Source organism: Zunongwangia pacifica, assembly GCF_023499215.1.
In the GTDB taxonomy this organism is placed as follows: domain Bacteria; phylum Bacteroidota; class Bacteroidia; order Flavobacteriales; family Flavobacteriaceae; genus Zunongwangia; species Zunongwangia pacifica.
Genome location: NZ_JAKHSK010000006.1, coordinates 1 through 25,743, shown reverse-complemented (window position 1 = coordinate 25,743; position 25,743 = coordinate 1). Strand labels below are relative to the sequence as shown.

The following is a 25,743-nucleotide window of genomic DNA, read 5'->3' as shown; positions in this document are numbered from 1 at the left end:
AATTTTAGCCTTCAATTAGCCAATAAAAAGATTTTTTAAGACCAATGGAACCTGATGATTTTGATAAAATCTCAAAATTGACTCAGGTTCCAGAGATGTCGTATTATTTTATTTCAGATTTATCAAATCCTGAAGTATTGCGCCATTGGATGGATTCGGCTGTTAAAGATCGAAACGATAAGAAACGATTGGCTTTTGTAATCATCGAAGCACTAATTTCTCAATAAGCTCTTTTCCTAATTCTTCATTAAGCATTTTTACAATCTTTTCTTTGCCATAGCTTAATTCTTCTCGTAAAACCGAAGAACTTAACTGAACGTAAAGTGTAGTTCCCTGTAATTTTATAGCAGTGGTATATTTTTGTATTGCAGGGCCCATTTGTTGGTTCCATGCATCGCGAACATGCACTTTATCAAGGCCTTTTTCAAGATTGTTTTTAGATACAAATTCTTTTAAAACGTCTCCTAAACTCAAATTCTCATTATTCCTTTTCATTTGTGTCGATGCTTGTTGGGGTATATTTTTTATAATAATAAATTTTATCCTGATTGGATTTTATGACCAACTCTTCAGACGATGCTTTTAAAACGGTCTCTTTCCAATTATCATAAGGCGTTTTATAATAGATCCTAAGACTGTCTTCTTCAATTTTCAGTTCAATTTTTTCAGCAGAATTGGTCGTTTTAAAGGAGCCATCTATTTCAGGCCTAAGTTTTGTACGTTGCCCGCTGTTCCCATCTACTTTAAAATAGTCTATATTATCATTTATAGAGTAGGTGATGGTAGAATCTGGGCTAACTTCAACCTTATCAATTTCCCAGTATCCTTCTATAAACTGTATTTGTTCTTTAGGGTCCTGCTTATTACAACTTAACAGAATTAAACTGAATAGGAAAAAAAATACTCCGGTATTTTTCACAATTTGAATATTTTATAGGTTTGGTTACTTTCTTTAACTACTTTTTCAGTCCGTTCGGCGTGTGTATCGCTTATAAAAATTTGTCCAAGCTCGTTCGTGGCTACTAAAGCGACGATATGGGCTACTCGCTGTTCATCCAGTTTATCAAAAACATCATCCAACAGTAAAATTGGATTAACACCGCTAATTTTTTTTATAAAATCGAATTGAGCCAGTTTTAGGGCTACTAAAAATGATTTTTGCTGTCCCTGTGAACCAAATTTCTTGATTGGATGCCCTTCAATTTCAAAACTTAAGTCGTCTTTATGCGTCCCTACGCTGGTATATTGTAAAACCATGTCTTTTTGAAGCTGATCTTCTAAAAGTTGCGATAGTGTTTTGTCGGATAGCTGACTTTTATATTCGATACTTACCGGTTCTTTGTTATTGGTAATTTCAGCATATCTTTTATTGAAAATCGGTACAAAATCCTGTAAAAAATCTACTCGTTTTTTATATAATTTTGTCCCCAGATCATTTAGCTGAAGGTTATATACTTCAAGAGTGTCCCTATCGAATGTATGATTGGCTGCAAAGTATTTTAAAAGGGAATTTCGCTGCGAAACAATCTTAGTGTAATTAATAAGATTATTTAAGTACCCGTTATCACTTTGGGAAATTACGCCATCCATAAATTTTCTTCGGGTTTCGCTACCTTCTATAATAAGGTCGCGATCTGCCGGAGAAATAATCACTGCCGGAATAAAACCAATATGTTCGCTAACCTTCTCATAAGGTTTCTGGTTTCTTTTGATGACTTTTTTCTGGCCACGTTTAGCACTGACTAAAATTTGCTCGTTTTTATCGTTCTTTTCAAAGGTACCATCAACCACAAAGAAATCAGCTTCATGATTAATATTTTGACTGGTAATAGGATTAAAATAGCTTTTCCCAAAAGCGAGATGGTAAATACTGTCTAAAACATTTGTTTTCCCCACACCGTTATGGCCTACCATACAGTTAATCTTGGGATCAAATTCGAAAGAAGACGACTCCAGATTCTTATAATTTAATAAGGAAAGTTGTTTTAGATGCATAATTTACTGAAAATCAATAGGGTTTTGATTATTGGGCCTTGCTAGAAATTCCTAAGCGAAAGAGCTTAAAATATTCAAAAAATACAAATAATTTCCCTTTTAATTTTCACAAAATATTATATTTTTGCCACGCATTAAAAATATCTTATGGCAACATATAAGAAAAGAGGATATAAACCACCAAAGGAGAAAATCCAGGACGTAGAAGAAAACAATGAAAACGAATATGTAGATGGGCAATCCACTACAGAAGAAGTTTTCAATACGCTGGATGAAGGAGCCAGTCGAACCGAAACATGGGTAGCCGACAATCAAAAATACATTTACATTGTATTAGGGGTTGTGGTAATCGCTGTTTTGGGATATCTAGGTTACGAACAATGGATTCAGGAGCCAAAGAAAGCTGAAGCTGCTAATGAGATGGCACAGGCGCAAAATTATATGCAGGCAGCAATGAGTGCAGGAGCCACACAAAGCGATTCACTTTATAATCTTGCATTAAACGGCGGTGAGGGTAAATATGGTTTCTTAGATATTATCGATAATTACGGAGGTACTCCAAGTGCAAATATCGCTGCTTATAATGCTGGTTTTGCTTATCTTTATACAGGCAAATATCAGGAAGCTATCGATTATCTTGAGGACTTTAAAAGTGATGATGAGATATTAGCACCGTTGGCAACTGGTGGTATTGGAGATGCTTTTATGCAATTAGAGCAACCAGAAGAAGCTTTAGATTATTACGTAAAAGCTGCGAATATGAGATCGAATAGCTTTACTACACCAAAATTCTTATTAAAAGCTGCTATTACAGCACTTGAGTTAGGAAATGCCGAAGATGCTTTAGAATATCTAAACAAATTAGAAAACGAATATCCAGAGTCGCCAGAGGCAGGTGAAGCACCTGTATTTATTGGTCAGGCTCAGGCAATGAACTAATACAATATATGGCAACCGAAGGAAATAATCTATCGGAATACGATAAATCTTCAATCCCAAACGCGAAAGAATTTCGGTTTGGGATTGTTGTTTCAGAATGGAATGATAAAGTAACTGAAAGTTTATTTCAGGGCGCTTTTGAAACCCTGAAAGAGCATGGCGTACTAGAGAAAAAAATAGTACGCTGGAATGTACCGGGAAGTTTTGAATTAACTTACGGCTGTAAGAAAATGCAGGAAACTTATGATATGCTGGATGGTATTATCGCTATAGGTAGTGTAATCCAGGGCGAGACAAAACATTTCGATTTTGTTTGTCAGGGAGTCTCTAATGGGATCACCCAGTTAAATGTAAATGGCGATACCCCGGTAATCTTTTGCGTACTTACAGACAATAACATGCAACAGGCTTTAGACCGTTCTGGCGGTAAGCACGGAAACAAAGGGACTGAAGCTGCGGTTGCAGCTATCAAAATGGCACAATTAAGAAAAGAAGCCAGATTTTAATAATCTTAGGTAGTACATATCATGATCTAAATGCCGCTTTTTTAAAGCGGCATTATTATTGCTTTTTTATATTTTATAAAAGAGCTCTTCTATTTTAGAAAGCTTTTAAGTAAATTTGATGTACCACGTTTTAAAGCAATAATTTTGAGAGTCAATTTTTTAAAAACCAAGAAAAACGCCCGTTATAATTATACTCCTCGTTACTACAACGGTAAGGATACGGGTAATATTTACGATTTTGATTCGAAATTTAATAAATATAGGGAAGCTACAAACGCAATAGATTTTGGAGCCCAATGGTCTAGAGATCGTAAGGCGAGCCGAAATCGCGGTAATCGCGAAATCAATCGCCGTGTTATTTATGTAGCCATTGTCCTTATTTTTATTTTTTTGTGGATTATAGATTTTGATTTGTCTATCTTCTCGAATCCTCGTTAAATGAGTGATATAATACAACTTTTACCAGATCACGTTGCGAACCAGATTGCTGCGGGAGAGGTAGTACAGCGCCCAGCTTCTGTTATTAAAGAATTACTGGAGAACGCTATAGATGCTTATGCTCAAAATATTCAGGTTGTAATAAAAGATGCCGGTAAAACATTAATACAGGTGGTAGATGATGGTGCCGGGATGAGCCTTACCGATGCACGTATGTGTTTTGAGCGGCATGCGACTTCAAAAATCAGATCTGCTGAGGATCTTTTCAGTTTAAATACAAAAGGTTTTAGAGGGGAAGCTTTGGCTTCTATTGCGGCAATTGCCCATGTCGAATTAAAAACCAAACCACAGGATGAAGAAGTAGGGACCTGTATTAAAATAGAAGGTAGCAAAGTAACTTCACAGGAACCGTGTGTAACACCAAAAGGCACTTCCCTTTGTGTAAAGAACCTTTTTTATAATATTCCTGCACGAAGAAATTTTTTAAAATCTGATGCGGTAGAATTACGTCATATTATCGATGAATTTCAGCGTGTGGCTATGGCGCATCCATCCATTGCCTTTTCGCTTTTTCATAATGGGGGAGAACTTTTTCAGTTACCTTCGACAAATCACCGACAACGAATTACAAATATTTTTGGAGCGAAAACCAACGAAAAGCTGGTTCCTGTAAATGAAGATACCGAGATTGTAAAAATTTCGGGTTTTGTGGGGAAACCAGAATTTGCGAAACGTAGCCGGGGCGAGCAATTCTTTTTTGTGAATAATCGATTCATTAAAAGTCCGTATTTAAATCACGCGGTTTCCGCAGCTTTTGAAGGTTTACTAAAAGAAAAGACCTATCCCAGTTATTTTCTTTATCTGGATGTAAATCCTAAGAGTATTGATATTAATATTCATCCTACAAAAACGGAGATTAAGTTCGACGACGAGCATGCGCTTTATGCCATGCTAAGAAGTGCGATTAAGCATAGTTTGGGACAGTTTAGTGTAGCTCCCGTTTTGGATTTTGATCGAGATTCGAATCTGGATACCCCTTATGAATATAAAAATAAGCAGGCAGAAGTGCCTAAAATCGAAGTAGATCGTAGTTTTAATCCTTTTGAAAGCGAGTTAAATACAACTTCAATTCGGTCAGGGAAAAGTCATAATTTCAGAAAAGAAAATACACAATCCTGGGAAAGTTTATATGCGGGACTGAATACCGCTCCTGAAGCCGATCAACATCAATTTAGGCAGGTAGAATTTGAAAGCGAAGAAGTAACCGGAAAGCTTTTTGATGATGATCATTCAGGGTCTGAAGCAGGTACTTTTCAGCTTCAAAAAAAATATATTGTCTCTACATTGAAAAGCGGAATTTTGGTGATCGATCAAAATCGGGCACATACCAGAATTTTGTACGAAGAGCTTTTAAAAAATATTACCATCGCCGCAGCGGTGAGCCAGCAACTTCTTTTTCCTTTACAATTGCAGTTTAACACACATGAAATCGAAATGCTTAAAGAAATTAAGGAATCTTTAGAACAAACTGGTTTTATTTTTTCTAATATTGAGGTCGAAAATGTAGAGATTACAGGGATACCAACGTTAATTAGCGAAAGCGAAGTTAGTATTTTGCTAGAGCAGCTGCTATCTGATTTTGAAAATGAAGTTCCCGATAATGGATTTTCACAAACCGATTTGCTGGCCAAATCCCTGGCAAAAGGAATGGCTGTGAAATCTGGAACTTTATTAAATAGTACAGAGCAGCAACATATTGTAAATCGATTGTTCGCCTGCAAGGAACCCGATGTAAGTCCGTTTAATAAATCGGTATTCGTAACCTTAACAGTGGATGAATTAGATAAAAAGTTTACCTAAATGGGAAGAATTTCGGAGTCTGTAAAAGTTATTTTAATAGCAAATATTTTATTTTTTATTGGTAGCCAGGTGATAGGTGTAAAAGCTTACGAGCTTTTTGCCTTATGGTTTCCAGAGAATCAAAACTTTCATTTTTGGCAGGTGATTACCCACATGTTTATGCATGGCGGGATTTCTCATATTTTCTTTAATATGTTTGCGCTATATATCTTCGGAAGTTTTTTAGAGCAAAGTATTGGTCAGAATCGCTTTTTATTCCTGTACTTTTCAGCCGGGTTAGGAGCAGCAGGACTACAGATATTGTTTTCTTATCTCGACTTTAATTCGGCTTACAATGCTTTGATCGAAAATGGCGCTACTGTTTCCCAAATCAATGATTTGCTAAGCCAGTTTGACGGGCAGTCTTATGGGATGATGTATAATGGCGGTAATACGTTGGTGAACGATTTGGCCAGTTCCTTTATGGTGCCAATGGTTGGAGCATCAGGAGCGATTTTTGGAGTAATGGCTGCTTTTGCAGTGATTTATCCAAATTTGCCATTATACATTATGTTTATTCCTATACCCATAAAAGCAAAGTATTTAATTGGTGGATATTTTCTTTTAAATGTGTATTCCGCGGTAACCGGGAATACTCTGTTAGGACCTTCAAACACGGCCTACTGGGCGCATATTGGGGGAGCAGTTATTGGCTTTATTACCATGTGGTACTGGAAGAAAAATCAGTTTAACCAAAATAGGTGGAACTAGATGAGGACCTCAGATAAGATACGATATAAAATAAATACAGCCACGGTTACAGAGAAACTTATCGCTGTAAATGTGATTGTATTCTTATTTTTCGGTATTCTTAATACGATATTTTCGCTTTTTAAAATAGGCGGCTTTGCCAATTTTTATGACTGGTTTGTATTGCCATCAGACCCTGCCGAATTTATCCTGAAACCCTGGACGATTATCTCGTATTCTTTTCTGCATGGCGGAATTTTACATTTACTAGGGAACATGCTGATTTTATACTTTTCGGGAATATATTTTTTGAATTTCTTTTCACCAAAACGCCTATTAAATTATTACTTTTTGGGAGTGATTATAGGAGGCTTGGTTTTTATGCTGAGTTATAATCTATTTCCGGCCTTTGCTGGTGGTAAATCTTATCTTGTTGGAGCTTCAGCGGGAGTGATGGCGGTATTAATAGGAGTAGCTACCCAGGCGCCTAATATGTACGTTCGATTACTGATTTTGGGGAATTTAAAATTTTGGTGGATCGCTGCTGCTTTGGTGGCAATAGATGTCATTCAGATTCCTATGGGTAATGCCGGTGGTCATTTAGCACATCTTGGTGGGGCAGGTTTGGGATATCTATACACTACGCAATTGCATAAGGGAAATGATATTGGTGCCTGGTGGGAAAATTTGATGGATGGCATAGCAAATCTATTTAAAAAGAGAGAGAAAAAGGCCAATATGAAAACGGTACATAGAACTTCTAAAAAAAGATCTTCGGCGGCTTCCTCTTCATCTTCCAGAACTTCTTCGAGTATGTCTAAATCTGAAAAACAACAAAAAATTGATTCAATTTTAGACAAAATAAGTAAGAGTGGTTATGAAAGTTTAACGAAAGCAGAAAAAGATTTTCTTTTTCAGGCCGGCAAAGACGATTAAATGAAAAAACTATCCTGGTTTGATAAACTCATTTTCTTTTTTAATTCAGTATTAGCGATAGGCTTAATTGTAGCTTATTTTTTACCATATATCCCACCCAAAAGTTATCCTTTAATTTCAGTATTAACCTTAGGGGTTCCTATTTTAATTATCGCTAATCTTGTTTTCTTTTTATACTGGTTATTGCGAATGAAGCGACAAATGGTTTTGTCGTTGTTAATTATAATTGTAGGATTTGGATTTGCTTCTAAGTTTTATAGATGGCCATTTACAAGCGAAGAGCCTGCCGGAGAATATTCTATAATGAATTATAATGTTAGAATGTTCAATAAATCGAATTGGACAGAAGAAGAGGATATCCCTGAAAAAATTAACGATGTAATCGATGAAGCAGATCCGGATATTCTAACCATAGAGGAATATTACAAAAATGAATATCTGGAAAAAAAATATCCCTATAAATTTATCAAATATCGTTCTGATAAATCTTCGTTTGGACAGGCCATATTTTCTAAGTTTCCATTGCTTGCCAAGCGATCTTTAGATTTTAGTCTGGACAATTTTACAGGAGAAAATAATAATGCCATATTTACAGATGTTATTATAAAAAAAGACACGATACGGCTTTATAATATACATTTTCAGAGCTTAAAAGTTACCGAAGATATTCAGGAAGTCGATAATTTCAAAAATAAGCAGGAATCTAAAAAAGTCGTAAAAAATATATCGAGTGGTTTTGTTAGACAGCAAAACCAGTCAGAAAAAGTACAACGTTCAATAAATGCGTCGGAATATCCCGTCATTGTAAGTGGAGACTTTAATAATACTGCTTTTTCGTATACCTATAATCAGGTTACAAATGATAGGTTGCAGGATGCTTTTGTGAAGAAAGGGTCGGGGTTTAGTAGTACTTACAACTTAAATTATTTTCCGCTAAGAATTGATTTTCATCTGTTAGATACTGTTTTTGAGATAAATTCGTATGAGAGGATTAAAGTACCTTATTCCGATCATTATCCGATCCTAACTACCTTTTCAATTAAAAATTAAAATCGGGAAGTTTTTGGTTTTCCAGGAATTCTAAGCTTTGCGGCCCTAAATTAAAAATTAGATCCAGAATACTAAGGTTATTGATAAATCCGTGTTTTGGTTCAAATACCTGCTGATAAGGAGTTGCTGAAAAATTAAAATCCTTTTTGGCTGAAATAAGATGTCGGCCATTATCCATTTCTTTAGGATTTCTAAAATACTCTTCAGATTGTTTAATTTCAGGCTCAATTCCCAGCGCATCAAAAACAAATGCCTGGCATTGATAATTAAAATCCATTAAATGAGCGAATTGCTGTTTATATAAGTGGACAATATCATCTTCATAAAACTCAAAGAATGGAGAGGTTTGATAGGAAGCTTTTAAAGCTCGCCAATGCTGTTTCTGCCATTCAAATGAGTTATCGATCAAAACTTCTTTATAAAGCTGATGCCCGTCAGATTCCTTTCCCGTAAGCGATGATTTATGCTTAACGGGAATGTTTAATAATAACTTCCCATTGGCATCGTAGATATACATCCGGTTACGATAAGTTTGTTTCTGGTAGCTATCAAAGTTTTCAAAAACTATTTTCTCGTATTGCGCAATCACAGCGTATTGTGAAACTGGGCCAAAATAGGCCGGATGTAATAAAACAGTATTCATTTTTTAGGAATCTGATTTTTTACGTTTTCTGAAATAATTAAAACCGAAGAAAATCACAAGTAAAATTAAGAAATAGGGTAGGTAAGATACTGGTTTACCTTCACCTTTTACTGTTGTAAACATTCTATCCCATCTAATGCTATTAAAGAAACCAGAGGCATATTTATCTTTACTAAACCAGATAAACACTGGTTTTCCTACAACATGATTATACGGTACGTATCCCCAGCTACGGCTATCTTCACTGTTATGACGGTTATCACCCATCATCCAGTAATAATTTTGTTTAAAAGTATAAGAATCAAATGGCTTACCGTTTAAGAGTACCTGGGTGCCATTAAGACTAATTTCATTGTTAATTCCCATTTCGCTACCTTCATAAACTTCAATGATTCGGCGGTAATAGGGCAAAGATTCCGGAGTGATTTTTACCGTTTTTCCTTCTTCAGGAATGTAAATTGGGCCAAAATAATCGAGGTTATATCGCTTTTTCTTATCGTTAGGGAATAAACTGGCTGTTTTCTGATCTTCAGGATAAACACGTCTTTCCAGTGTTTTGATGTAAGGATTATTTTTCAATCTTTCTTCCGCCTCTTCTGGAAGAGCAGAAATTATAAATTCATTGGTTGCTTTATTGTAGTAGAAGCCATCAGTAATATCGTACATTTGATACATGTACTGCGGAGTAAGCTCCTGCCCATTGGTAGTTCCCTGATATGAATATTGTGGTTTCGCTCTTTCAGATAATTGAAGAGGTTTCCCGTTAATATGGATTTTACCGGCTATAATTTCTAAAGAATCTCCAGGTGTGGCTACACAACGCTTAACATAGTTCGATTTTTTGTCGATTGGCTTATGATAATATTTTCCATCGCCATATTGGTGGAAAGCATTTACCGTATCTACAGGCCAGTTAAAAACTACGATATCATTTTTCTTAACTTTTTCGAACCCTGGTAACCTAAAATAGGGAATTTGTGGCTCTGAAGCATACGATTTAATACCAATTCCCGGAATAGTATCATGAACCATAGGAAAAGCTATGGGCGTTTGCGGAATCCTTGCACCATAGTGGAATTTACTTACAAAAAGATAATCACCAACCAAAAGGGTTTTCTCTAAAGAAGAAGTAGGGATGGTAAAAGGTTGCATAAAGTAGCCGTGAACAATAGTAGCTGCCACCACCGCAAATAAAATAGAACTTACCCATTCACCAGCGGTTGTTTTTGGTTTTATGCTTCGATCTTTTATATGCTTTACATCCTGGGTGTAATTAACGTAATAGATGTAAAAGCCAAGGGTTAGTATCCCTAACCAGGTATCTGCCGTACTGTTTTTTCCAAAGCTCCTTAAGGTTTCTACCCAGATTACCGGGAACATGATAAGATTTACAATCGGAATAAAAAGCAAAATTACCCACCACCACGGACGATTAATGATTTTCATCAAAATTACCGCATTGTAGATTGGTATTAAAGCTTCCCAGGCTTTTCTACCTGCTTTTTGATATAATTTCCAGGTTCCTGCAAAGTGAATCACTTGCACAACCAGAAAGAAAATAAACCACTCTGTAAATGTCATATCTTATTATTTCCCTGTTAGTATGCCTAAAAGGCTATTCGTTACTCGATAATCAAGATTAAATGCTCCGAGCTTGGACTCGAAATAAAAATAATTTCTAAAAAATGCCTCATGGGATTAGCCCGAGGTAGTTTACTTATAATTTATTCTGAAAGTAAAAACAGAATTTTTTGATCTCTTAAGCTGAAATTCGATAAAATAAAAGGCTTTTTTATTCCAATAAACTAGAAAGTACATCTTTCATGGTATGTACACCCGTTTTTCCATTTATCCATTCGGCTGCCACTACGGCTCCTTTGGCAAAACCTTCACGAGAATGGGCGGTGTGCATAATTTCGATATCGTCGATCCTGGAGGTGTAACTTACCGTATGCGTTCCCGGTACATCTTCTATTCGTTTTGCGAAAATCGGAATTTCATTATTATTAGCAGTCTCCAGATGCCATCCTTTTTTTCTTTCGTTAACTTCGATAATTTGTTCTGCCAGGCTTATGGCCGTGCCACTGGGAGCATCTAATTTTTTAGTATGGTGTATTTCTTCAATTTCTACGCCGTATTCCTCTAAGTTTTTCATCATTCCGGCTAATTTTTTATTCAGCTCAAAGAATATATTAACGCCCAGAGAAAAATTACTGGCATAAATAAAAGCGGCTTTATGGTCATTACATATTTTAACTGCTTCGTCATATTTTTCTAGCCACCCAGTGGTACCAGAAATAACAGGAATGCCTGCTTTAAAGCAAGTGATAATATTTTTAAAAGCGGCGTCTGGAATACTAAAATCGATGGCCACATCAATTCCTATTTCTTCTAAACTATAACTTTCTATATTTTCATCTATTTTTAATACAACTTCATGACCACGTTCTAAAGCAATACTTTCTATTGCTTTTCCCATTCTTCCGTATCCTAATAGTGCTATTTTCATGTCTAAAATTTAAAATTCAGGGAAAACCCGTAGTTAGACCTTCCTGTGAATTTATCGAGATTATAATTCGGTTTTAAACTTAAGTCGTCGCTTACGTTAAATTGTTGCAGGTGTGCATCTACGTTGGCATCAATAATATTTAGGGCATAAAATCCTATAGCTACTAATATTGAAATTTCTTTATTACGTTGATAAAGTTCCTGAGCGTTACGCAATCCCTCGTCAGATATTTTTCCGGCAAACTCATCCTCTTTTCCCGCTAATCGCTGTTTATAAGCACTGCGATAGCGATCGTATTGTTTGTCGTTATCAATATAAAAATAAACAGGAATCCCTATTCCCGCATATACTAGAGGTACTTTCCAAATTCGGCCATTATAAATTTGACCTAAACCTGGTAGGATAGCCGAATAAAATGCAGCTTTGGCAGGTGCCAAAGCATTATAGGGCTTATAATCCTTCTCTTGTTTTGATGCTTTTGTCCCTTCTGGATTTGTAACTATCGTTGGTGTTTCTACGGAAAGCGAATCTTCCTGAGCGATAAGCTGAAATGTTAGTAGAAGTAGGAACAATAGCGGAAGTAGCTGCTTACTCTTCACCCTGAATTAATTTTTTAATTCTATTAAATTCCTCTTCAGAAGAAAAAGGAATAGTTAGTTTCCCTTTTCCGTTTTTCTGAACTTTTACATCAACCTTGGTACCCAGATAATCTGTAAATTCTTTAATGCTTTTTTTGTAGGTTACCGGTATTGCAATTTTTGAAGCCGTTTTTGGTTCAGGTCCGTTTTTGGCTTCTTTTACCAGTTTTTCGGTATCCCTTACCGATAATGAGTTTTTTAAGATCTTTTCATAGATCTCCAGTTGCTTTTGTGGATCGTCAACATTAATCAAAGCTCTACCATGGCCCATTCCCAGAAAACCATCGCGCATTCCGGTCTGGATAATTGGGTCTAGTTTTAAAAGGCGCAAATAGTTAGCAATGGTAGAACGGTTTTTCCCTACACGTTCACTAAGCTGTTCCTGGGTAAGGCTAATCTCGTCGATTAGTCTTTGGTAAGAAAGAGCAATTTCTATGGGATCAAGGTCTTGGCGCTGAATATTTTCAACCAACGCCATTTCCAGACTTTCCTGATCGTTGGCAATTCGTATATAAGCCGGGATGGTTTCTAAACCAATTAATTTTGAAGCTCTATAACGGCGCTCTCCAGAAACCAGCTGGTATTTATTGAAATCTAACTTTCTAACGGTAATGGGCTGAATTACCCCAAGTTCTTTTATCGAACTACCTAGTTCACGTAAGGCATCTTCATTAAAACTGGTTCTTGGCTGAAATGGATTTACCTCGATTGAAGATAATTCCAACTCAACAATATGCCCCACCAACTTATCTGCATTTTTATCTTCGGCTGAATTTATATCGTTTTGAGGATCTTTCAATAGCGCAGAAAGACCTCTACCAAGTGCCTGTTTTTTTGTAGCCTTCGCCATCCTCTAACTGTTTTTCTTAATAATTTCGTGCGCCAAACTTAAGTAATTTGTAGCCCCTTTACTAGACGCATCGTAATTAATTATGCTTTCACCGTAACTTGGCGCTTCACTTAAACGCACATTTCGCTGAATGATTGTTTCAAAAACCATTTCATCAAAATGTTTTTGAACTTCTTCAACAACCTGATTGGAAAGTCGAAGACGGCTATCGTACATGGTAAGCAGTAAACCTTCGATATCAAGTTTGTTATTGTGTATTTTTTGAACACTTTTTATGGTATTCAGTAATTTACCTAAACCTTCTAAAGCAAAATATTCGCACTGGATAGGGATAATTACAGAATCTGAAGCCGTTAAAGCATTTAAAGTTAATAATCCCAGGGAAGGAGCACAGTCTATTAAAATATAGTCGTATTGATCTTTAAGCGGAGTGATTACTTTTTTAAGCATCGACTCACGATTTTCCTGATCAACCAGTTCAATTTCAATAGCTACCAAATCGATATGGGCAGGGATTAAATCCAGATTTGGCGAACTGGTTTCCATAATCGCTTTTTCTGGAGTAATTGAATGCTCCAACAGCTGATAGGTTCCCAATTCTATTTCTTCAACATCAATTCCTAATCCTGAAGTGGCGTTTGCCTGGGGATCGGCATCAATAAGAAGTACCTTTTTTTCTAAAACACCAAGGGAAGCAGCAAGATTTACTGAGGTTGTCGTTTTTCCTACTCCACCTTTCTGATTGGCAATAGCGATGATTTTACCCATTAATTTGTATCAATTTTTGAAGGTAAAAATACAATTTATTATAGGTTTATAAAATCATTTTCTTAACAGTTTTTTCAAAAACTTTAACAATCGCAAAAGTTTTAACCTCTTTTCTTCGCTTTAATCATTGCTTCCAGCTGATCCCATAATTCTTCGGGGATCGCTTCCAGCAGATTAAACTGCCCGGCACCCTTAAGCCATTCTCCGCCATCGATGGTGATAACTTCACCGTTTACATAAGCGGAAAAGTCAGACACCAGATAAGCAGCAAGGTTCGCTAGTTCCTGATGATCCCCCACACGTTTTAAGGGTACTTTTTTGGAAAGATCGAATTTATCTTTTAAATCTCCGGGTAATAATCGATCCCAGGCTCCTTTGGTAGGAAATGGTCCTGGTGCAATGGCGTTACATCTAATGCCGTATTTAGCCCATTCTACTGCCAGAGAGCGCGTCATTGCCAATACTCCTGCTTTCGCGGTAGCACTGGGTACCACGTAAGCCGAACCCGTCCAGGCATAGGTGGTTACGATATTTAGAATAGATTTATTTTCAGTTTTCTTATCGATCCAATGTTTTCCAAAGGCTAGCGTGCAGTTTTTACTTCCTTTAAGTACAATATCAATAATGGTATCAAAGGCATTTGCTGAAAGACGTTCGGTAGGAGATATAAAATTTCCTGCGGCATTATTCAACAATACGTCTACTTCTCCAAACTCATCTAATACCAATTGAAGCATTTGTTCTACTTCATCATAGTTTCGAACATCACATTGCACAGGTAAACATTTCCCACCGGTTTCCTGCTCTAGTTCTGATGCTGTATTCTGAAGTTTTTCCAGATTTCTGGAAGAAATAGCTACGTTAGCTCCTAATTCTAAGAAATATTTGGTCATTGATTTGCCAAGACCGCTGCCTCCACCGGTGACAACAATTGTTTTACCCGCTAAAGCATCGTCACGTAGCATTTTTTTTGTGTACTCCATTATTCAGAATTTGTAAGTTCAGCAATGAATTTACTTATATTTTTTCAGAATTTGTGGTAAATAATACTGAAAATTATGTATTTGGGAATCGGTGCTCAGTGTTTATTCATCAATTAAAATCTCTAATAATTGTATGGCAGCATCGCTAATCTTGGTTCCGGGACCAAAAACTGCTACGGCACCGGCATCAAATAAATACTGGTAATCCTGCGATGGGATCACCCCACCAACAATCACCATAATATCTTCACGACCTAATTTTTTAAGTTCTTCTAAAACCTGTGGCACCAAAGTTTTATGCCCTGCTGCGAGTGAGGAAACGCCAAGAATATGAACATCGTTTTCTACCGCTTGTTTTGCCGCTTCTTTTGGAGTTTGGAAAAGCGGACCAATATCTACATCGAAACCTACATCGGCATAGGCTGTTGCTACTACTTTTGCACCACGATCATGCCCATCCTGTCCCATTTTTGCGATCATGATTCTGGGGCGTCGACCATCCTGCTCTGCAAATTTATCGGCAAGTTCTCTGGCTTTTTTAAAAGTTTCGTTGTCTTTCATTTCTTTAGAATACACACCGCTAAACGATTGGATTTTTGCTTTATATCGGCCAAAAACTTCTGCTAAGGCATCGCTTATTTCCCCTAAAGTAGCTCTTTTTCGGGCAGCTTCAACTGCTAATGCTAATAAGTTTCCTTTGCCAGATTTTGCCGATTTAGTAAGATTTGCAAGTGTTTTATCAACTTCAGCCTGATTTCTTTCAGCCTTAATTTTTTCTAAGCGCTTTATTTGTTGTTTGCGCACCGTTTGGTTATCTATTTCCAGGGTGACCAGTTCGTCTTCTTTTGGTAAACGGTATTTATTGGTACCCACGATGATATCGGTTTCATTGTCAATTCGGGCTTGTTTTCTGGCAGCGGCTTCTTCGATACGCATTTTTGGAATTCCGGCTTCAATCGCTTTGGTCATTCCGCCCAGCTCTTCTACTTCTTCAATTAATTTCCAGGCTTTTTCAGCAATAGCATTCGTTAAGCTTTCTACATAATAACTGCCCGCCCAGGGATCTACTGTTTTAGTAATCGATGTTTCCTGCTGAAGGTGCAACTGTGTATTCCTCGCGATCCTTGCTGAAAAGTCTGTAGGCAAAGCAATTGCTTCATCTAAAGCATTGGTATGTAAACTTTGCGTGCCTCCAAAGGCTGCCGCGGCCGCTTCTATGGAAGTCCTCGCAACATTATTAAAAGGATCCTGTTCGGTTAAACTCCATCCGCTGGTTTGCGAATGTGTTCTAAGCGATAAACTTTTTGGGTTTTTAGGATGAAACTGTTTTACCAGTTTTGCCCAAAGCATTCTGCCCGCCCGCATTTTAGCGATTTCCATAAAATGGTTCATCCCTATTGCCCAAAAGAAAGAAAGTCGGGGTGCAAAACTATCAATATCCATCCCCGCTTCCAGGCCTTTTCGAATATATTCCAGTCCGTCGGCCAACGTGTATGCCAGTTCAATATCGCTGGTAGCACCGGCTTCCTGCATGTGATAGCCTGAAATACTGATACTGTTGAATTTTGGCATATTTTGCGAGGTATATTCAAAAATATCGGCAATTATTTTCATCGAAGGAGTAGGAGGGTAGATATAGGTATTCCGCACCATAAACTCCTTTAAAATATCATTCTGAATTGTTCCTGAAAGCTGCGCGGGTTTTACGCCCTGTTCTTCTGCAGCAACGATATAAAATGCTAAAATTGGTAACACGGCACCGTTCATGGTCATGGAAACCGACATTTTATCGAGCGGAATCTGATCGAAAAGAATCTTCATATCCTCAACCGAATCGATGGCTACTCCTGCTTTTCCTACATCGCCAACCACACGTTCGTGATCGCTATCGTAACCGCGGTGTGTCGCCAGGTCGAATGCTACGGAGAGTCCTTTTTGTCCGGCTGCTAAATTTCTACGATAAAAGGCATTACTTTCTTCAGCGGTTGAAAATCCCGCATATTGCCTAATCGTCCAGGGGCGTTGTACATACATGGTGCTGTAAGGGCCACGTAAAAATGGTGGCGTTCCGGCAACAAAATTCAGGTGCTCAAAATGCTTAATATCTTCTTTTGCGTAGGAAGATTTAATGTTGATTTCTTCCGGAGTGTTATAGGTCGAAATTCTTGATATTGAACTGATGTTTTTATCGATTAACCGTAAATTTTTAAGGTCTTTTCTTCCCATAATTATGCGTTTACAGTTTTTTCGGTTTCCAATCGTTGCGCTTCCAGTTTTTCACTCAATCGCCGTTCTAAAATCGGTTCGATTAAGGTTTTTCGGGGATTCTTTTTTAAAAACGGATAGAGCTGAATCTCCTGCTGCATTTTATCGGCTTTGTTTTGATATTTGTTGGTACCGATCAAAATCAGTTCTCCATTATCAAATTTTGCCTGTTCTTTTTCAGCCGATTCTCTTATTTTCTTCTGAATAACGCTGTCCTTCAGTTGTTTTAAAAATCCGCCTCCATTTTCAATATCTTTAAAAATAACCAAGGCTTTTTCAGCAAATTGTTCGGTTAGATTTTCGATATAATAGGTGCCTTCCGCAGCATTTTTCACTTTATTAAGATGTGCTTCGTGCTTCATAATTAAAAGCTGATTGCGGGCAATTCTATTTCCAAATTCATTATTTTTATGATATACCGCATCGTAAGGCATATTAAAAATAGCATCTGCACCGCCCAAAATTGCACTCATACTTTCGGTCGTAGTGCGTAGAAGGTTTACATTGTAATCGTATATCGTTTTGTTACGTTTTGACGGCTGGGCAAGAATAAAAATTTCTTTATGAAAGCCGTAGCTTTCTGCCAAGCTTGCAAAAAGCCATCTTAAAGCTCTTATTTTAGCATTTTCGAAGAAGTAATTTGGGCCAACCGCTACCAGAAACTGAAGTTTAAGGTTTTTCTTTTTTGCTTCGGAAAGAAAATTGACTTTGTTTATATGATTTAGATATTCATTGGCATGTGCCAGGGCATACGCTAACTGCTGCGGAATAGTAGCACCTGCGTTTTGATAGTGCATAGTGTCTACTGAAATAACCGACTCGAAATTGGATGAATTTTGAAGAATTTTATCTAAAATTTTATGATCCTCTTCCAAATTAAAAAACCAGTTTCCTGAAGCGGCCAGATTCCCAATAATATCGATATGAAGATATACTTTTGCCTTTTTATCCTGAAAAAAATTACGCAAACCTTTTAGGAAATCTTCAGAAAAAAAAGTGAATTTAAGGTAAATAGGAACAGATTGAAAATCGAAATTTTTAAATAGCTTTTCAAGATCGGTTTCTTCCGAAGAAATGATAAACCATATACTTTCAGCTCCTTTTTCGACTAATTTTAAAGCGCGATAATTACTTTTTTCTTCAGAAACTACATAAATCTGGTCGCAAATTGACCAATCTTTAGTGGAATCTATCTGTAAACTTTCAATTTGATCATCCTGATGGTAAAATGGCCTGATATCTACGCCATCTAAAGTATGCGTTATCAGATTTTGATAGTCTGAACCGTCTAGTTCAAACTGAATTTTCTGTTTCCATTGTTTTGCAGAAACTTCATCAAAATCCTGAAATAATGATTGCTTCATAATAGGTGTGGTTTAAAGAAAACAAGTGGAAAATGCCCAATATTAATCTACCGTATCGTATTCGATAATATAGATCTCTTCGTTAGGGCGTTTCATATAATATTTTTGGCGAGCAAATTTTTCTAATTCTATAGAGTCGCCCAGAGTACCAATAATAGCTTTATCCCTAGATATTTCTTTTTGGTAATATTCCTTGTTTTCTTTTAGCTCGTTAATTTCCTGATTTAGTTCGTGGTGAATAAACCAGGAATTACTGTCTAAAAAGAACATCCAAACCGCAAATATAAGTCCCAGCAATACATATTTATTGCTAAGAATTTTAAACCATGTTTTACTGCGAAGTTCTTTTAGTTTCATTGGTTTAAATATACAAAATTAGGACAAGCGATCTTTGATAATTGTCTGAACGATATCAACAGCTACTGTATTATAGCGATTGGTAGGAATAATAATATCGGCAAATTCTTTGGTTGGTTCTATAAACTGGTTGTGCATGGGCTTTAGTGTGGTCTGGTAACGCCAAAGCACTTCTTCTAAATCACGGCCACGATCTGCGATATCTCTTTTAAGACGTCGTATTAATCGCTCGTCACTATCGGCATGGACATAAATTTTGATATCGAACATATCGCGAATATCGGGATGGGCAAGAATAAGAATCCCTTCTACGATCACCACTTTACGGGGATGGACTTCTATAAACTCTCCAGTCCTGTTATGTTCTTTGAATGAATATACCGGCTGCATTACATTTTTGCCGGCTTTTAGATCTTTTAGGTGAGAGACCAACAACTCGAAATCTATTGATTTTGGATGGTCGAAGTTTATTTTTTTGCGTTCTTCGAAGCTAAGATGACTGGTATCCATATAATAGGAATCCTGAGATATTACATCTACTTCTTCGTTTTTTAACTCGTCGATAATCTGATTTACAACGGTAGTCTTTCCACTACCGGTTCCTCCGGCAATTCCAATTATAAGCATCTGAAAAAATTTGGGGCAAATTTAATTATTTGCCCCAAAAAATAAATGTTATTCAGATTTTTCTACTGCGGCAACTTCTTCTGCGGTTACCATATCATCAATTTTATTGCTCCAGGTGTTCATGGCGTAGTTAAGCGCATCTGCAACTTCCTGATCGTTTAATCCCATAGGGGTCATTACGTTATCGTATTCTTTACCATTTACGGTAATAGGTCCCTGCAAGCCGTATTTTACGCCACGAATACTCTCGGTACGTTTTTCCTTTAGCCAGTTAGAACCATCTAAGGGAGGATAAGTTCCCGGGATTCCTTTTCCTGTTGGAAGGTGACAGGTAACACACAGCTGAGAGTATATTTTTTTTCCTCTGGCGATACTTTCATCTAAAGGTGTTTTTTGTGCTGAACTGTTATCTGCAGGGATAGTGTATGTTTCTTCTTCCTCGGCGGGTTCCTGTTTTTTGTCTGATTTGCAGGCCATCGCTCCCAAAATCACAGCAATACTTAATAACTTTTTCATTTTTGATAGTTTGTGTTTAATCTAATTTATTCTGTTTTTTTAACTAATTTCAATACGCCTTTTCCTTCTACGCCAAGATAGATATTTCCGTCGGGTCCTTCAACAACTTCTCGTACTCTTCCTACTTTTTCGACTAATTTTTCTCTTTTGTTAATTTTCTTTCCGTCCAAAACCAAATGTTCGAGATATTGAAATTTAAGGGAGCCGGCCAATAAATTTCCTTTTAAGTCGGGATATTTTTCTGAAGTTATATAAGCAAATCCGCTTGGTGCTATTGAAGGTAACCAGTAAAAAATAGGATTTTCGAACTCTGTTCTGCTACGTTCTTCGGTGATAGGAGTGCCGTCATAATTTTCGCCATAGGTTACTATTGGCCATCCATAATTTGCTCCGGCTTTCACTACGTTTATTTCATCCCCTCCTTGTGGGCCATGTTCATGTACCCAGATTTCACCGGTTTCAGGATTTAAGATCATCCCTTGCGGATTACGATGCCCATAGGAATAAATAGCTTCTTTGGCGTTTTCTTTTCCCACAAACGGATTGTCCTGCGGAATACTACCATCATCATTTAAGCGATATACTTTGCCGTTATCTCTTGTGATATCTTGTGGATTTTCGTCACGGGCACCGCGTTCTCCGGCTGAAAAATATAGGTAGCCATCTTTATCGAAAGCGATTCTGGATCCAAAATGTTGTCCTTTGGTGGTATTTGGAGCCGCTTTATAAAGCACTTCTATATTGGCAAGTTGGTTGCCATTAATTTTTGCTCTGGCTATCGCGGTATTCCCACCTTCGCCTTTGCCTTTAGGAGAAGCGTATGTAAAATAAATCCATCCGTTGTTTTTATAATCTGGGTGGACCGCGATATCCAATAATCCGCCCTGACCGCGAACATACACTTCAGGTACATTAGAGAGTTTTTGCTTTTTGCCATCCTTAAAATGATAAATATCACCGGATTTATCGGTAATCAGCATGCTTTGGTCTGGTAAGAAATCGATTCCCCATGGGATGGCAATTCCTTCTACAACAACTTCAGTGGTGTAAGCATCATTGGTTTCTGCCGGAATAGGATCTGGTACTTCCTGGCTGATAATCTCGGGTTGAGGATTCGTGTCCTGAGAAGTGGCGGTATCCTGCTCTTTAGCATTTTGACCGCAGGAAATAAGCATAAGAGCAATTCCCAGATTAGTTAATATTTTTTTCATAGTTAGGTGTTATGAGAATGGTTGTAATTTAATGGATTAAAAGCGATTTATCGAACTAATATATAAAAAATCTAAACTTTCCATTGTGGTGCTAAAAGAATTATTATATTTGCAGCCGCAATCGCAGATAATGATTGTGAAACGGGGTGTAGCGTAGCCCGGTCATCGCGCCTGCTTTGGGAGCAGGAGGTCGCAGGTTCGAATCCTGCCACCCCGACCAAGACCATATTAAAATGGCATAAAAAACCTTGTTAATCTATTGATTTTCAAGGTTTTTCTGTTTTTAGGCGGTTTTTCATATCATTTGCAATCATTAAAAATGAGTCCGATTCGGTGACCTATTCGGTGACCTTTTTTTTGGTTATCTTGTTGTTCGTATTGATTTGACTTTCGTTTTCACGCCTTTTGTCTAATTTGAAAACGAAACACTATGAAAAATGCCGTAAGCTTTGGAATTCGTTTTATTCCAAAAACATCAAAAGCCAAAAATGGTACTGCTCCCCTCTATGCTCGAATTACTGTAAACGGAGAACGTATTGAACTCAGCCTTAAGCGAAGGATTACTTTAAGTCTCTGGAATGAGAAACGTAGCCGATTAAAAGGCTATAGTGAAGAAAGCCTGCAAGTTAACAAATCCTTAGATCGTATTTACAATAAAATTTACGAGGCTTTTAGACAACTTCAAGAAGAAAACAAGCTTTTAACTGCCAAAAGTATAAAAGCCCGTTATTTAGGCTTAGATGATTCCTATAAAACCTTAGCCGAACTCCTGACCTATCATAACACGAAGATGACTTCTGTTTTGAAGCCCGGAACAATGAAAAACTACTATACTACTGAAAAGTATGTTTTGGAGTTTCTAGAGAAAAAGATAAATACCAATGATATCTATTTAAAGCAAATTAATTATCGCTTTATCACTGATTTTGAACATTTCCTTCGTAACTATAAACCAAAGACACATCGATCCAAGCCAACAAATAACGGGGTGATGAAGCATTTGGAGCGTTTAAAAAAGCTTACCAATCTTGCCTTAAAAATGGAATGGATCGATAAAGACCCATTTAGCAAATACTCCTTGCATTATAAGAAAAAGGAACGTGACTATTTATTACAGGATGAAATTGATATTTTAGAAAATTTAAACCTTAATAGAATAACCTTATCAAGAACTAGAGATGTTTTCTTGTTTTCCTGCTATTCCGGCTTATCCTATGGTGATGCAAAGTCATTAGAAGCAAAACATATTGTTACAGGAATTGACGGCAACAAATGGATTGTAAAGGAAAGGGAAAAAACAGGTAAACTTTTTAAAGTGCCTATGCTTCCAAAGGTAAAAGCTATTCTAAAAAAGTATGAAAAGGAAGCTAATATAAGTGGTTTGTTGCTTCCGGTATATTCCAATCAGAAAACCAACCAGTATTTAAAAGATTTGGCAAAGCTTGCCAAAATATCTAAGAAGCTTACGTTTCATGTCGCTCGTCATACCTTTGCCACGACCGTTACCTTATCCAAAGGGATTCCTATTGAAACAGTATCTAAACTTCTGGGACATACCAAGCTTTCTACGACTCAAATCTATTCTAGAGTATTGGATCAAAAACTTAGTGATGATATGCGAAAGATCATGTGAAAGAAGTAAATGTAAAACTCAAGATTAACTCACATTTAAGGGTGACACAGATCACAAAAAAACTACTTGATGCCGATTCAGAGAAATTTAGGAGCTGAGTTTATTAAAGTGAAATTGAAAATGTTTTGCATTTTCTTTCGTGCAATTGGTTATCGCTCATTTTGGTGTAGGATTCCATCTCTTTACCTATTTTTTCGTAAAAATTGAAGGATTTGGGATGACTACTACTAATGAGGATTTTAGAATAGTTTTTAGATTGATAATATGGGAAAATAACTGATTTTAGCCAATAACTTCCATACCCCATGCCTTTATCAATGATATGAAAATATTTAAGCAGTAATGTAGATGTAGTTTGTGAATCATGTGGAATTCCTAGCTTTTCAATTTCTCCTCCAACTATGGTTAAAACACCTATGATTCTATCATTATTTTGAATAGTATGTATATCGAACCAAACGCCTTCTATGTTTTTAATATTTTCAATATAATTAACAGCGTGAAAAAGTTCATTATAGTCATCCCAATCATGTTCCAGTTTATAAGACACATAAGTGCTTATTGGCAAGAAGAGTTTACTGTTGAAAGCTTTATGTCGTATAAATTTTAAGTCATTTTTACCTGTTCCAATTATTTCCATGGAATAATAAGATTTAAGGTATAAATATAAGGAGAGTTAAAAAGGTGGCAGGAAATCTAAACCAAAAATTTTGGTAGGATTTATGCCGCTTTATCGTCGAATTTCAGTAAGCATTCACTGAATAATTCATTAAAATCAAAAGAGCCTAAATAGCAATAAAGTTTATGCGACTAATTCTTATAAAGATAAGGAATAATAAATTCCCGGAACTAATAAGAGCTAGATATTCTCTAAAAAATCAAATATTCTTCCTAAGTTAAATTATGCATATTCAATTTAGAAATTCTGCTTTAATGTATTCTTGAATCAATGGTTCTTTATTCTAATTTTCTCCGAGAGAATAGCCTTTCTATTTTCTTGTTTTCTATAACAGTTTTTTCCTGTCTTTCTTCATAATATCGATCTCGAGCCTTTTCTCTTTTGATATATTCTCGATGATTTAATTCATTTTCCTCTATTTGTTTGAATAACTCTTCATCATTATAGTATCTGGGAATTTCCATGTCAACCTCAGAACATAATTCATTAAATAAATTCTTCTTTAAGTTATTGACTTCATCATATACGAAATTATCATAGTCATCCATATCATTAACTTGATCTTTGTAAGATGACATTAAATCTTTTTCTGTTTCCACTACAATTTTGGAAATCAAATCCAGGATTAAATTTTGGCTATTGTCTTCTGAAGAATATTCTTCATAATCATATCCGAAATTTGTAAAAATCAAAGGAAGTTCAATAGCCATATCATAATCATCAACATCCTTTATATATTTTTCAATAATATTGAAAAAATTTTGTCTTATGTACGCAGTAGATTTAGGAGAATCTTGTAAGTTTTCAAGAACGTATTTTAAACTTTTTCTTATCCACCACATTTTATCAAAATCTAATCTCTGAAATAATTCTAATAAACAATCGTCGATGTCAATTGATTTGCAATATTTCACCAAAATTTCTAAATAAAAGCCTTCAAGTCTATATTCCTTATATTTATTGATGCTATCAAACTCTTCGTTGCATATTTTTCCTAAAATAATTTTTTGAATTTCTTCTTCGATATGAAATTGCTTTTTTTCAGGATTGAAAATTTCAAGTTGTTCAATATATATTGATGCGCCAATGGTTGCTTTTTTAAGATTATAATGGTTGTTTAAGAACGTAACTAAGTAGTCAGAAATCGAAGGGTTAATAAAAGAATATACCTTATTATTTTTATCAATATCAGTAATTGTGGATACAATAAAACCATTTAAAAGGTTTCTAACTGAGTCGATAAATTGCTCAGAATTGATTGAAATATTATTTGAGCTCTTTTCAAATACTAACCTTTCACCAAATGCTTTAATCAAAAAATTTTCTTCAACATTCCTTTGAAATGTGAACAACGTCATCAGAAAAAGTCTGTCTTGATATCTGATTTGATTATGAAAAGAATCATTCCATATTTCTTCTGGATGATTTAAGTTAAAAATTATAAATTTTTTATAATCTTCATTCTCAAAGTTTTTTGTCCGATCATAGTCAGTAATAAATTCAATTATTCTAGGTGTATAATTTTTATGCTTGATTATATCATAGTAGAATTCATTATTTATTATAACTGAAAACAGTTTATCACTAATCCTTTGAAAGTATAAATGATTGTATAGTATTTTTGCTTTCTCGTAATTATTGTATTGATTTATTACTATTTCATATTTTCCAGTTTCTATTCTTGATCTTTTAATTTTCTCAGATTTGGCTTTTGCTTGCTCTAATATTACCGTTCTAGTTGAAAGAATGATAAATTTATTGGGAGTATGCTTGATTCTATCGATGAATCTTGATATTTCATTTTCTTTCTGGCTACCACTTAAAATTTCATAATAAACCTCACCTAAAAAATCGTCAAAATAAAATAGCTGCTTTGACTCGTCCGGCGATATAACATCTTCGGCATCTCGTATTGTATTTATTAGATAAATTTGATGTTCTAATCGAGCTCGTTCAATAATAAGCATTTCTGCAAGAGTAGTTTTACCTACTCCTGGCTGACCAGTAATTAGTAAAATTTTCTCTTTATCTAGAACTTTATTGGCGGTATCAAAATCTTTTGTCATTACAAAAAGAGGTATTTTAGTTTTGATACGTTCGATATAACTTTTTGTACGACCTTCTATTGCAAAAAACGGTCATAGTATACCACCCTGGCCGGATGAAAGTGAACCACCTTGGCCGGGTCAACGTGAGCCACTTTAGCCGGGATAAAGTGAGCCACTAAAAAGTCGATTCTATTTGTAA

At 36.0% G+C, this 25,743-nt stretch carries 27 protein-coding genes and 1 tRNA gene; 10 read left to right on the top strand and 18 right to left on the bottom strand.

What is annotated here, in order from left to right; all coding sequences use genetic code 11:
* Positions 1-44 precede the first annotated feature (44 nt).
* A complete protein-coding gene (locus tag L1967_RS05600) occupies positions 45-227 on the top strand; it encodes a GNAT family N-acetyltransferase (protein WP_249600746.1) in 183 nt (60 codons plus the stop codon).
* On the opposite strand, the gene L1967_RS05595 is transcribed toward L1967_RS05600, so the two are convergent.
* The 3 genes from L1967_RS05595 to recF are packed head-to-tail and all read right to left on the bottom strand — an operon-like array spanning position 202 to position 1,995.
* A complete protein-coding gene (locus L1967_RS05595; protein ID WP_041578752.1) occupies positions 202-495 on the bottom strand; it encodes a DciA family protein in 294 nt (97 codons plus the stop codon). The genes L1967_RS05600 and L1967_RS05595 overlap by 26 nt on opposite strands.
* Positions 482-919, bottom strand: a complete 438-nt coding sequence (locus tag L1967_RS05590; RefSeq protein ID WP_249600745.1) for a lipocalin family protein — start codon at positions 917-919, stop codon at positions 482-484. Before L1967_RS05590 ends, L1967_RS05595 begins: the two co-directional genes overlap by 14 nt.
* Positions 916-1,995 carry a DNA replication/repair protein RecF gene (gene recF, locus L1967_RS05585; protein WP_249600744.1) on the bottom strand — a complete coding sequence of 360 codons (1,080 nt, stop codon included), beginning with the start codon at positions 1,993-1,995 and terminating at the stop codon, positions 916-918. Before recF ends, L1967_RS05590 begins: the two co-directional genes overlap by 4 nt.
* A 147-nt stretch (positions 1,996-2,142) precedes the next feature.
* Here recF and L1967_RS05580 point away from each other — a divergent pair, with 147 nt between their 5' ends.
* From L1967_RS05580 to L1967_RS05550, 7 genes are all read left to right on the top strand, one after another.
* On the top strand, positions 2,143-2,934 hold the full coding sequence (locus tag L1967_RS05580; RefSeq protein ID WP_249600743.1) for a tetratricopeptide repeat protein: 792 nt from the start codon (positions 2,143-2,145) through the stop codon (positions 2,932-2,934).
* A gap of 8 nt (positions 2,935-2,942) precedes the next feature.
* Entirely contained in the window at positions 2,943-3,440 is a 498-nt protein-coding gene (ribH, locus tag L1967_RS05575) for a 6,7-dimethyl-8-ribityllumazine synthase (RefSeq protein ID WP_249600742.1), read from the top strand.
* Positions 3,441-3,584: 144 nt separating this feature from the next.
* Positions 3,585-3,878, top strand: a complete 294-nt coding sequence (locus L1967_RS05570) for a hypothetical protein (protein WP_249600741.1) — start codon at positions 3,585-3,587, stop codon at positions 3,876-3,878.
* The gene (gene mutL / locus L1967_RS05565) at positions 3,879-5,738 is read left to right on the top strand and encodes a DNA mismatch repair endonuclease MutL (RefSeq protein WP_249600740.1); all 1,860 of its coding nucleotides are present in this window, start codon (positions 3,879-3,881) and stop codon (positions 5,736-5,738) included.
* Positions 5,739-6,488 (top strand): rhomboid family intramembrane serine protease, encoded by a 750-nt coding sequence (locus L1967_RS05560; RefSeq protein WP_249600739.1) that lies wholly within the window; start codon positions 5,739-5,741, stop codon positions 6,486-6,488.
* Positions 6,489-7,403 (top strand): rhomboid family intramembrane serine protease, encoded by a 915-nt coding sequence (locus tag L1967_RS05555; protein WP_249600738.1) that lies wholly within the window; start codon positions 6,489-6,491, stop codon positions 7,401-7,403.
* Positions 7,404-8,453: an endonuclease/exonuclease/phosphatase family protein gene (locus L1967_RS05550; protein ID WP_249600737.1), complete on the top strand. Its 1,050-nt coding sequence runs from the start codon at positions 7,404-7,406 to the stop codon at positions 8,451-8,453.
* On the opposite strand, the gene L1967_RS05545 is transcribed toward L1967_RS05550, so the two are convergent.
* The 13 genes from L1967_RS05545 to L1967_RS05485 all read right to left on the bottom strand — a co-directional run bounded on the left by L1967_RS05545 (position 8,443) and on the right by L1967_RS05485 (position 21,184).
* Positions 8,443-9,096 (bottom strand): WbqC family protein, encoded by a 654-nt coding sequence (locus L1967_RS05545; RefSeq protein WP_249600736.1) that lies wholly within the window; start codon positions 9,094-9,096, stop codon positions 8,443-8,445. The genes L1967_RS05550 and L1967_RS05545 overlap by 11 nt on opposite strands.
* A gap of 3 nt (positions 9,097-9,099) precedes the next feature.
* Positions 9,100-10,677 carry a signal peptidase I gene (lepB, locus tag L1967_RS05540; RefSeq protein ID WP_249600735.1) on the bottom strand — a complete coding sequence of 526 codons (1,578 nt, stop codon included), beginning with the start codon at positions 10,675-10,677 and terminating at the stop codon, positions 9,100-9,102.
* 211 nt (positions 10,678-10,888) lie between these two features.
* On the bottom strand, positions 10,889-11,605 hold the full coding sequence (gene dapB, locus L1967_RS05535; protein WP_249600734.1) for a 4-hydroxy-tetrahydrodipicolinate reductase: 717 nt from the start codon (positions 11,603-11,605) through the stop codon (positions 10,889-10,891).
* 2 nt (positions 11,606-11,607) lie between these two features.
* Positions 11,608-12,204, bottom strand: a complete 597-nt coding sequence (locus L1967_RS05530) for a DUF5683 domain-containing protein (protein ID WP_249600733.1) — start codon at positions 12,202-12,204, stop codon at positions 11,608-11,610.
* A complete protein-coding gene (locus L1967_RS05525; RefSeq protein WP_249600732.1) occupies positions 12,194-13,093 on the bottom strand; it encodes a ParB/RepB/Spo0J family partition protein in 900 nt (299 codons plus the stop codon). Before L1967_RS05525 ends, L1967_RS05530 begins: the two co-directional genes overlap by 11 nt.
* 3 nt (positions 13,094-13,096) lie before the next feature.
* A complete protein-coding gene (locus tag L1967_RS05520; protein WP_249600731.1) occupies positions 13,097-13,861 on the bottom strand; it encodes a ParA family protein in 765 nt (254 codons plus the stop codon).
* 101 nt (positions 13,862-13,962) lie between these two features.
* Positions 13,963-14,844 carry an SDR family oxidoreductase gene (locus L1967_RS05515; protein WP_249600730.1) on the bottom strand — a complete coding sequence of 294 codons (882 nt, stop codon included), beginning with the start codon at positions 14,842-14,844 and terminating at the stop codon, positions 13,963-13,965.
* 102 nt (positions 14,845-14,946) lie between these two features.
* Entirely contained in the window at positions 14,947-17,070 is a 2,124-nt protein-coding gene (scpA, locus tag L1967_RS05510; protein WP_249600729.1) for a methylmalonyl-CoA mutase, read from the bottom strand.
* 2 nt (positions 17,071-17,072) lie between these two features.
* Positions 17,073-18,473, bottom strand: a complete 1,401-nt coding sequence (locus tag L1967_RS05505; protein ID WP_249600728.1) for a methylmalonyl-CoA mutase subunit beta — start codon at positions 18,471-18,473, stop codon at positions 17,073-17,075.
* A 42-nt stretch (positions 18,474-18,515) separates the two neighbouring features.
* Positions 18,516-18,830, bottom strand: a complete 315-nt coding sequence (locus tag L1967_RS05500) for an FtsB family cell division protein (RefSeq protein WP_249600727.1) — start codon at positions 18,828-18,830, stop codon at positions 18,516-18,518.
* Positions 18,831-18,848: 18 nt separating this feature from the next.
* The gene (gene udk, locus L1967_RS05495) at positions 18,849-19,457 is read right to left on the bottom strand and encodes a uridine kinase (RefSeq protein ID WP_249600726.1); all 609 of its coding nucleotides are present in this window, start codon (positions 19,455-19,457) and stop codon (positions 18,849-18,851) included.
* 48 nt (positions 19,458-19,505) lie between these two features.
* Positions 19,506-19,973: a cytochrome c gene (locus L1967_RS05490; RefSeq protein WP_249600725.1), complete on the bottom strand. Its 468-nt coding sequence runs from the start codon at positions 19,971-19,973 to the stop codon at positions 19,506-19,508.
* Positions 19,974-19,999: 26 nt separating this feature from the next.
* Positions 20,000-21,184 carry a PQQ-dependent sugar dehydrogenase gene (locus L1967_RS05485; protein ID WP_249600724.1) on the bottom strand — a complete coding sequence of 395 codons (1,185 nt, stop codon included), beginning with the start codon at positions 21,182-21,184 and terminating at the stop codon, positions 20,000-20,002.
* A gap of 142 nt (positions 21,185-21,326) precedes the next feature.
* On the opposite strand from L1967_RS05485, the gene L1967_RS05480 reads away from it, so the two are divergent.
* Positions 21,327-21,404 (top strand) — tRNA-Pro (locus tag L1967_RS05480).
* A 210-nt stretch (positions 21,405-21,614) separates the two neighbouring features.
* Positions 21,615-22,817 carry a site-specific integrase gene (locus L1967_RS05475; protein WP_249600723.1) on the top strand — a complete coding sequence of 401 codons (1,203 nt, stop codon included), beginning with the start codon at positions 21,615-21,617 and terminating at the stop codon, positions 22,815-22,817.
* Positions 22,818-22,920: 103 nt separating this feature from the next.
* On the opposite strand, the gene L1967_RS05470 is transcribed toward L1967_RS05475, so the two are convergent.
* Both L1967_RS05470 and L1967_RS05465 read right to left on the bottom strand, forming a co-directional pair.
* Positions 22,921-23,457, bottom strand: coding sequence for a hypothetical protein (locus L1967_RS05470; protein ID WP_249600722.1), 537 nt, complete (start codon positions 23,455-23,457; stop codon positions 22,921-22,923).
* A gap of 317 nt (positions 23,458-23,774) precedes the next feature.
* Entirely contained in the window at positions 23,775-25,562 is a 1,788-nt protein-coding gene (locus L1967_RS05465; protein WP_249600721.1) for an ATP-binding protein, read from the bottom strand.
* Positions 25,563-25,743: the final 181 nt, after the last annotated feature.

What these genes read in the sequence shown, in the direction of transcription:
- L1967_RS05600 (WP_249600746.1), top strand. Translation starts at nt 45, where the DNA reads ATGGAACCTGATGATTTTGATAAAATCTCAAAATTGACTCAGGTTCCA.
- L1967_RS05595 (WP_041578752.1), bottom strand. Translation starts at nt 495, where the DNA reads ATGAAAAGGAATAATGAGAATTTGAGTTTAGGAGACGTTTTAAAAGAA.
- recF (WP_249600744.1), bottom strand. Translation starts at nt 1,995, where the DNA reads ATGCATCTAAAACAACTTTCCTTATTAAATTATAAGAATCTGGAGTCG.
- L1967_RS05580 (WP_249600743.1), top strand. Translation starts at nt 2,143, where the DNA reads ATGGCAACATATAAGAAAAGAGGATATAAACCACCAAAGGAGAAAATC.
- ribH (WP_249600742.1), top strand. Translation starts at nt 2,943, where the DNA reads ATGGCAACCGAAGGAAATAATCTATCGGAATACGATAAATCTTCAATC.
- mutL (WP_249600740.1), top strand. Translation starts at nt 3,879, where the DNA reads ATGAGTGATATAATACAACTTTTACCAGATCACGTTGCGAACCAGATT.
- L1967_RS05560 (WP_249600739.1), top strand. Translation starts at nt 5,739, where the DNA reads ATGGGAAGAATTTCGGAGTCTGTAAAAGTTATTTTAATAGCAAATATT.
- L1967_RS05555 (WP_249600738.1), top strand. Translation starts at nt 6,489, where the DNA reads ATGAGGACCTCAGATAAGATACGATATAAAATAAATACAGCCACGGTT.
- L1967_RS05550 (WP_249600737.1), top strand. Translation starts at nt 7,404, where the DNA reads ATGAAAAAACTATCCTGGTTTGATAAACTCATTTTCTTTTTTAATTCA.
- L1967_RS05545 (WP_249600736.1), bottom strand. Translation starts at nt 9,096, where the DNA reads ATGAATACTGTTTTATTACATCCGGCCTATTTTGGCCCAGTTTCACAA.
- lepB (WP_249600735.1), bottom strand. Translation starts at nt 10,677, where the DNA reads ATGACATTTACAGAGTGGTTTATTTTCTTTCTGGTTGTGCAAGTGATT.
- dapB (WP_249600734.1), bottom strand. Translation starts at nt 11,605, where the DNA reads ATGAAAATAGCACTATTAGGATACGGAAGAATGGGAAAAGCAATAGAA.
- L1967_RS05525 (WP_249600732.1), bottom strand. Translation starts at nt 13,093, where the DNA reads ATGGCGAAGGCTACAAAAAAACAGGCACTTGGTAGAGGTCTTTCTGCG.
- L1967_RS05520 (WP_249600731.1), bottom strand. Translation starts at nt 13,861, where the DNA reads ATGGGTAAAATCATCGCTATTGCCAATCAGAAAGGTGGAGTAGGAAAA.
- L1967_RS05515 (WP_249600730.1), bottom strand. Translation starts at nt 14,844, where the DNA reads ATGGAGTACACAAAAAAAATGCTACGTGACGATGCTTTAGCGGGTAAA.
- scpA (WP_249600729.1), bottom strand. Translation starts at nt 17,070, where the DNA reads ATGGGAAGAAAAGACCTTAAAAATTTACGGTTAATCGATAAAAACATC.
- L1967_RS05505 (WP_249600728.1), bottom strand. Translation starts at nt 18,473, where the DNA reads ATGAAGCAATCATTATTTCAGGATTTTGATGAAGTTTCTGCAAAACAA.
- L1967_RS05500 (WP_249600727.1), bottom strand. Translation starts at nt 18,830, where the DNA reads ATGAAACTAAAAGAACTTCGCAGTAAAACATGGTTTAAAATTCTTAGC.
- udk (WP_249600726.1), bottom strand. Translation starts at nt 19,457, where the DNA reads ATGCTTATAATTGGAATTGCCGGAGGAACCGGTAGTGGAAAGACTACC.
- L1967_RS05490 (WP_249600725.1), bottom strand. Translation starts at nt 19,973, where the DNA reads ATGAAAAAGTTATTAAGTATTGCTGTGATTTTGGGAGCGATGGCCTGC.
- L1967_RS05485 (WP_249600724.1), bottom strand. Translation starts at nt 21,184, where the DNA reads ATGAAAAAAATATTAACTAATCTGGGAATTGCTCTTATGCTTATTTCC.
- L1967_RS05475 (WP_249600723.1), top strand. Translation starts at nt 21,615, where the DNA reads ATGAAAAATGCCGTAAGCTTTGGAATTCGTTTTATTCCAAAAACATCA.
- L1967_RS05470 (WP_249600722.1), bottom strand. Translation starts at nt 23,457, where the DNA reads ATGGAAATAATTGGAACAGGTAAAAATGACTTAAAATTTATACGACAT.
- L1967_RS05465 (WP_249600721.1), bottom strand. Translation starts at nt 25,562, where the DNA reads ATGACAAAAGATTTTGATACCGCCAATAAAGTTCTAGATAAAGAGAAA.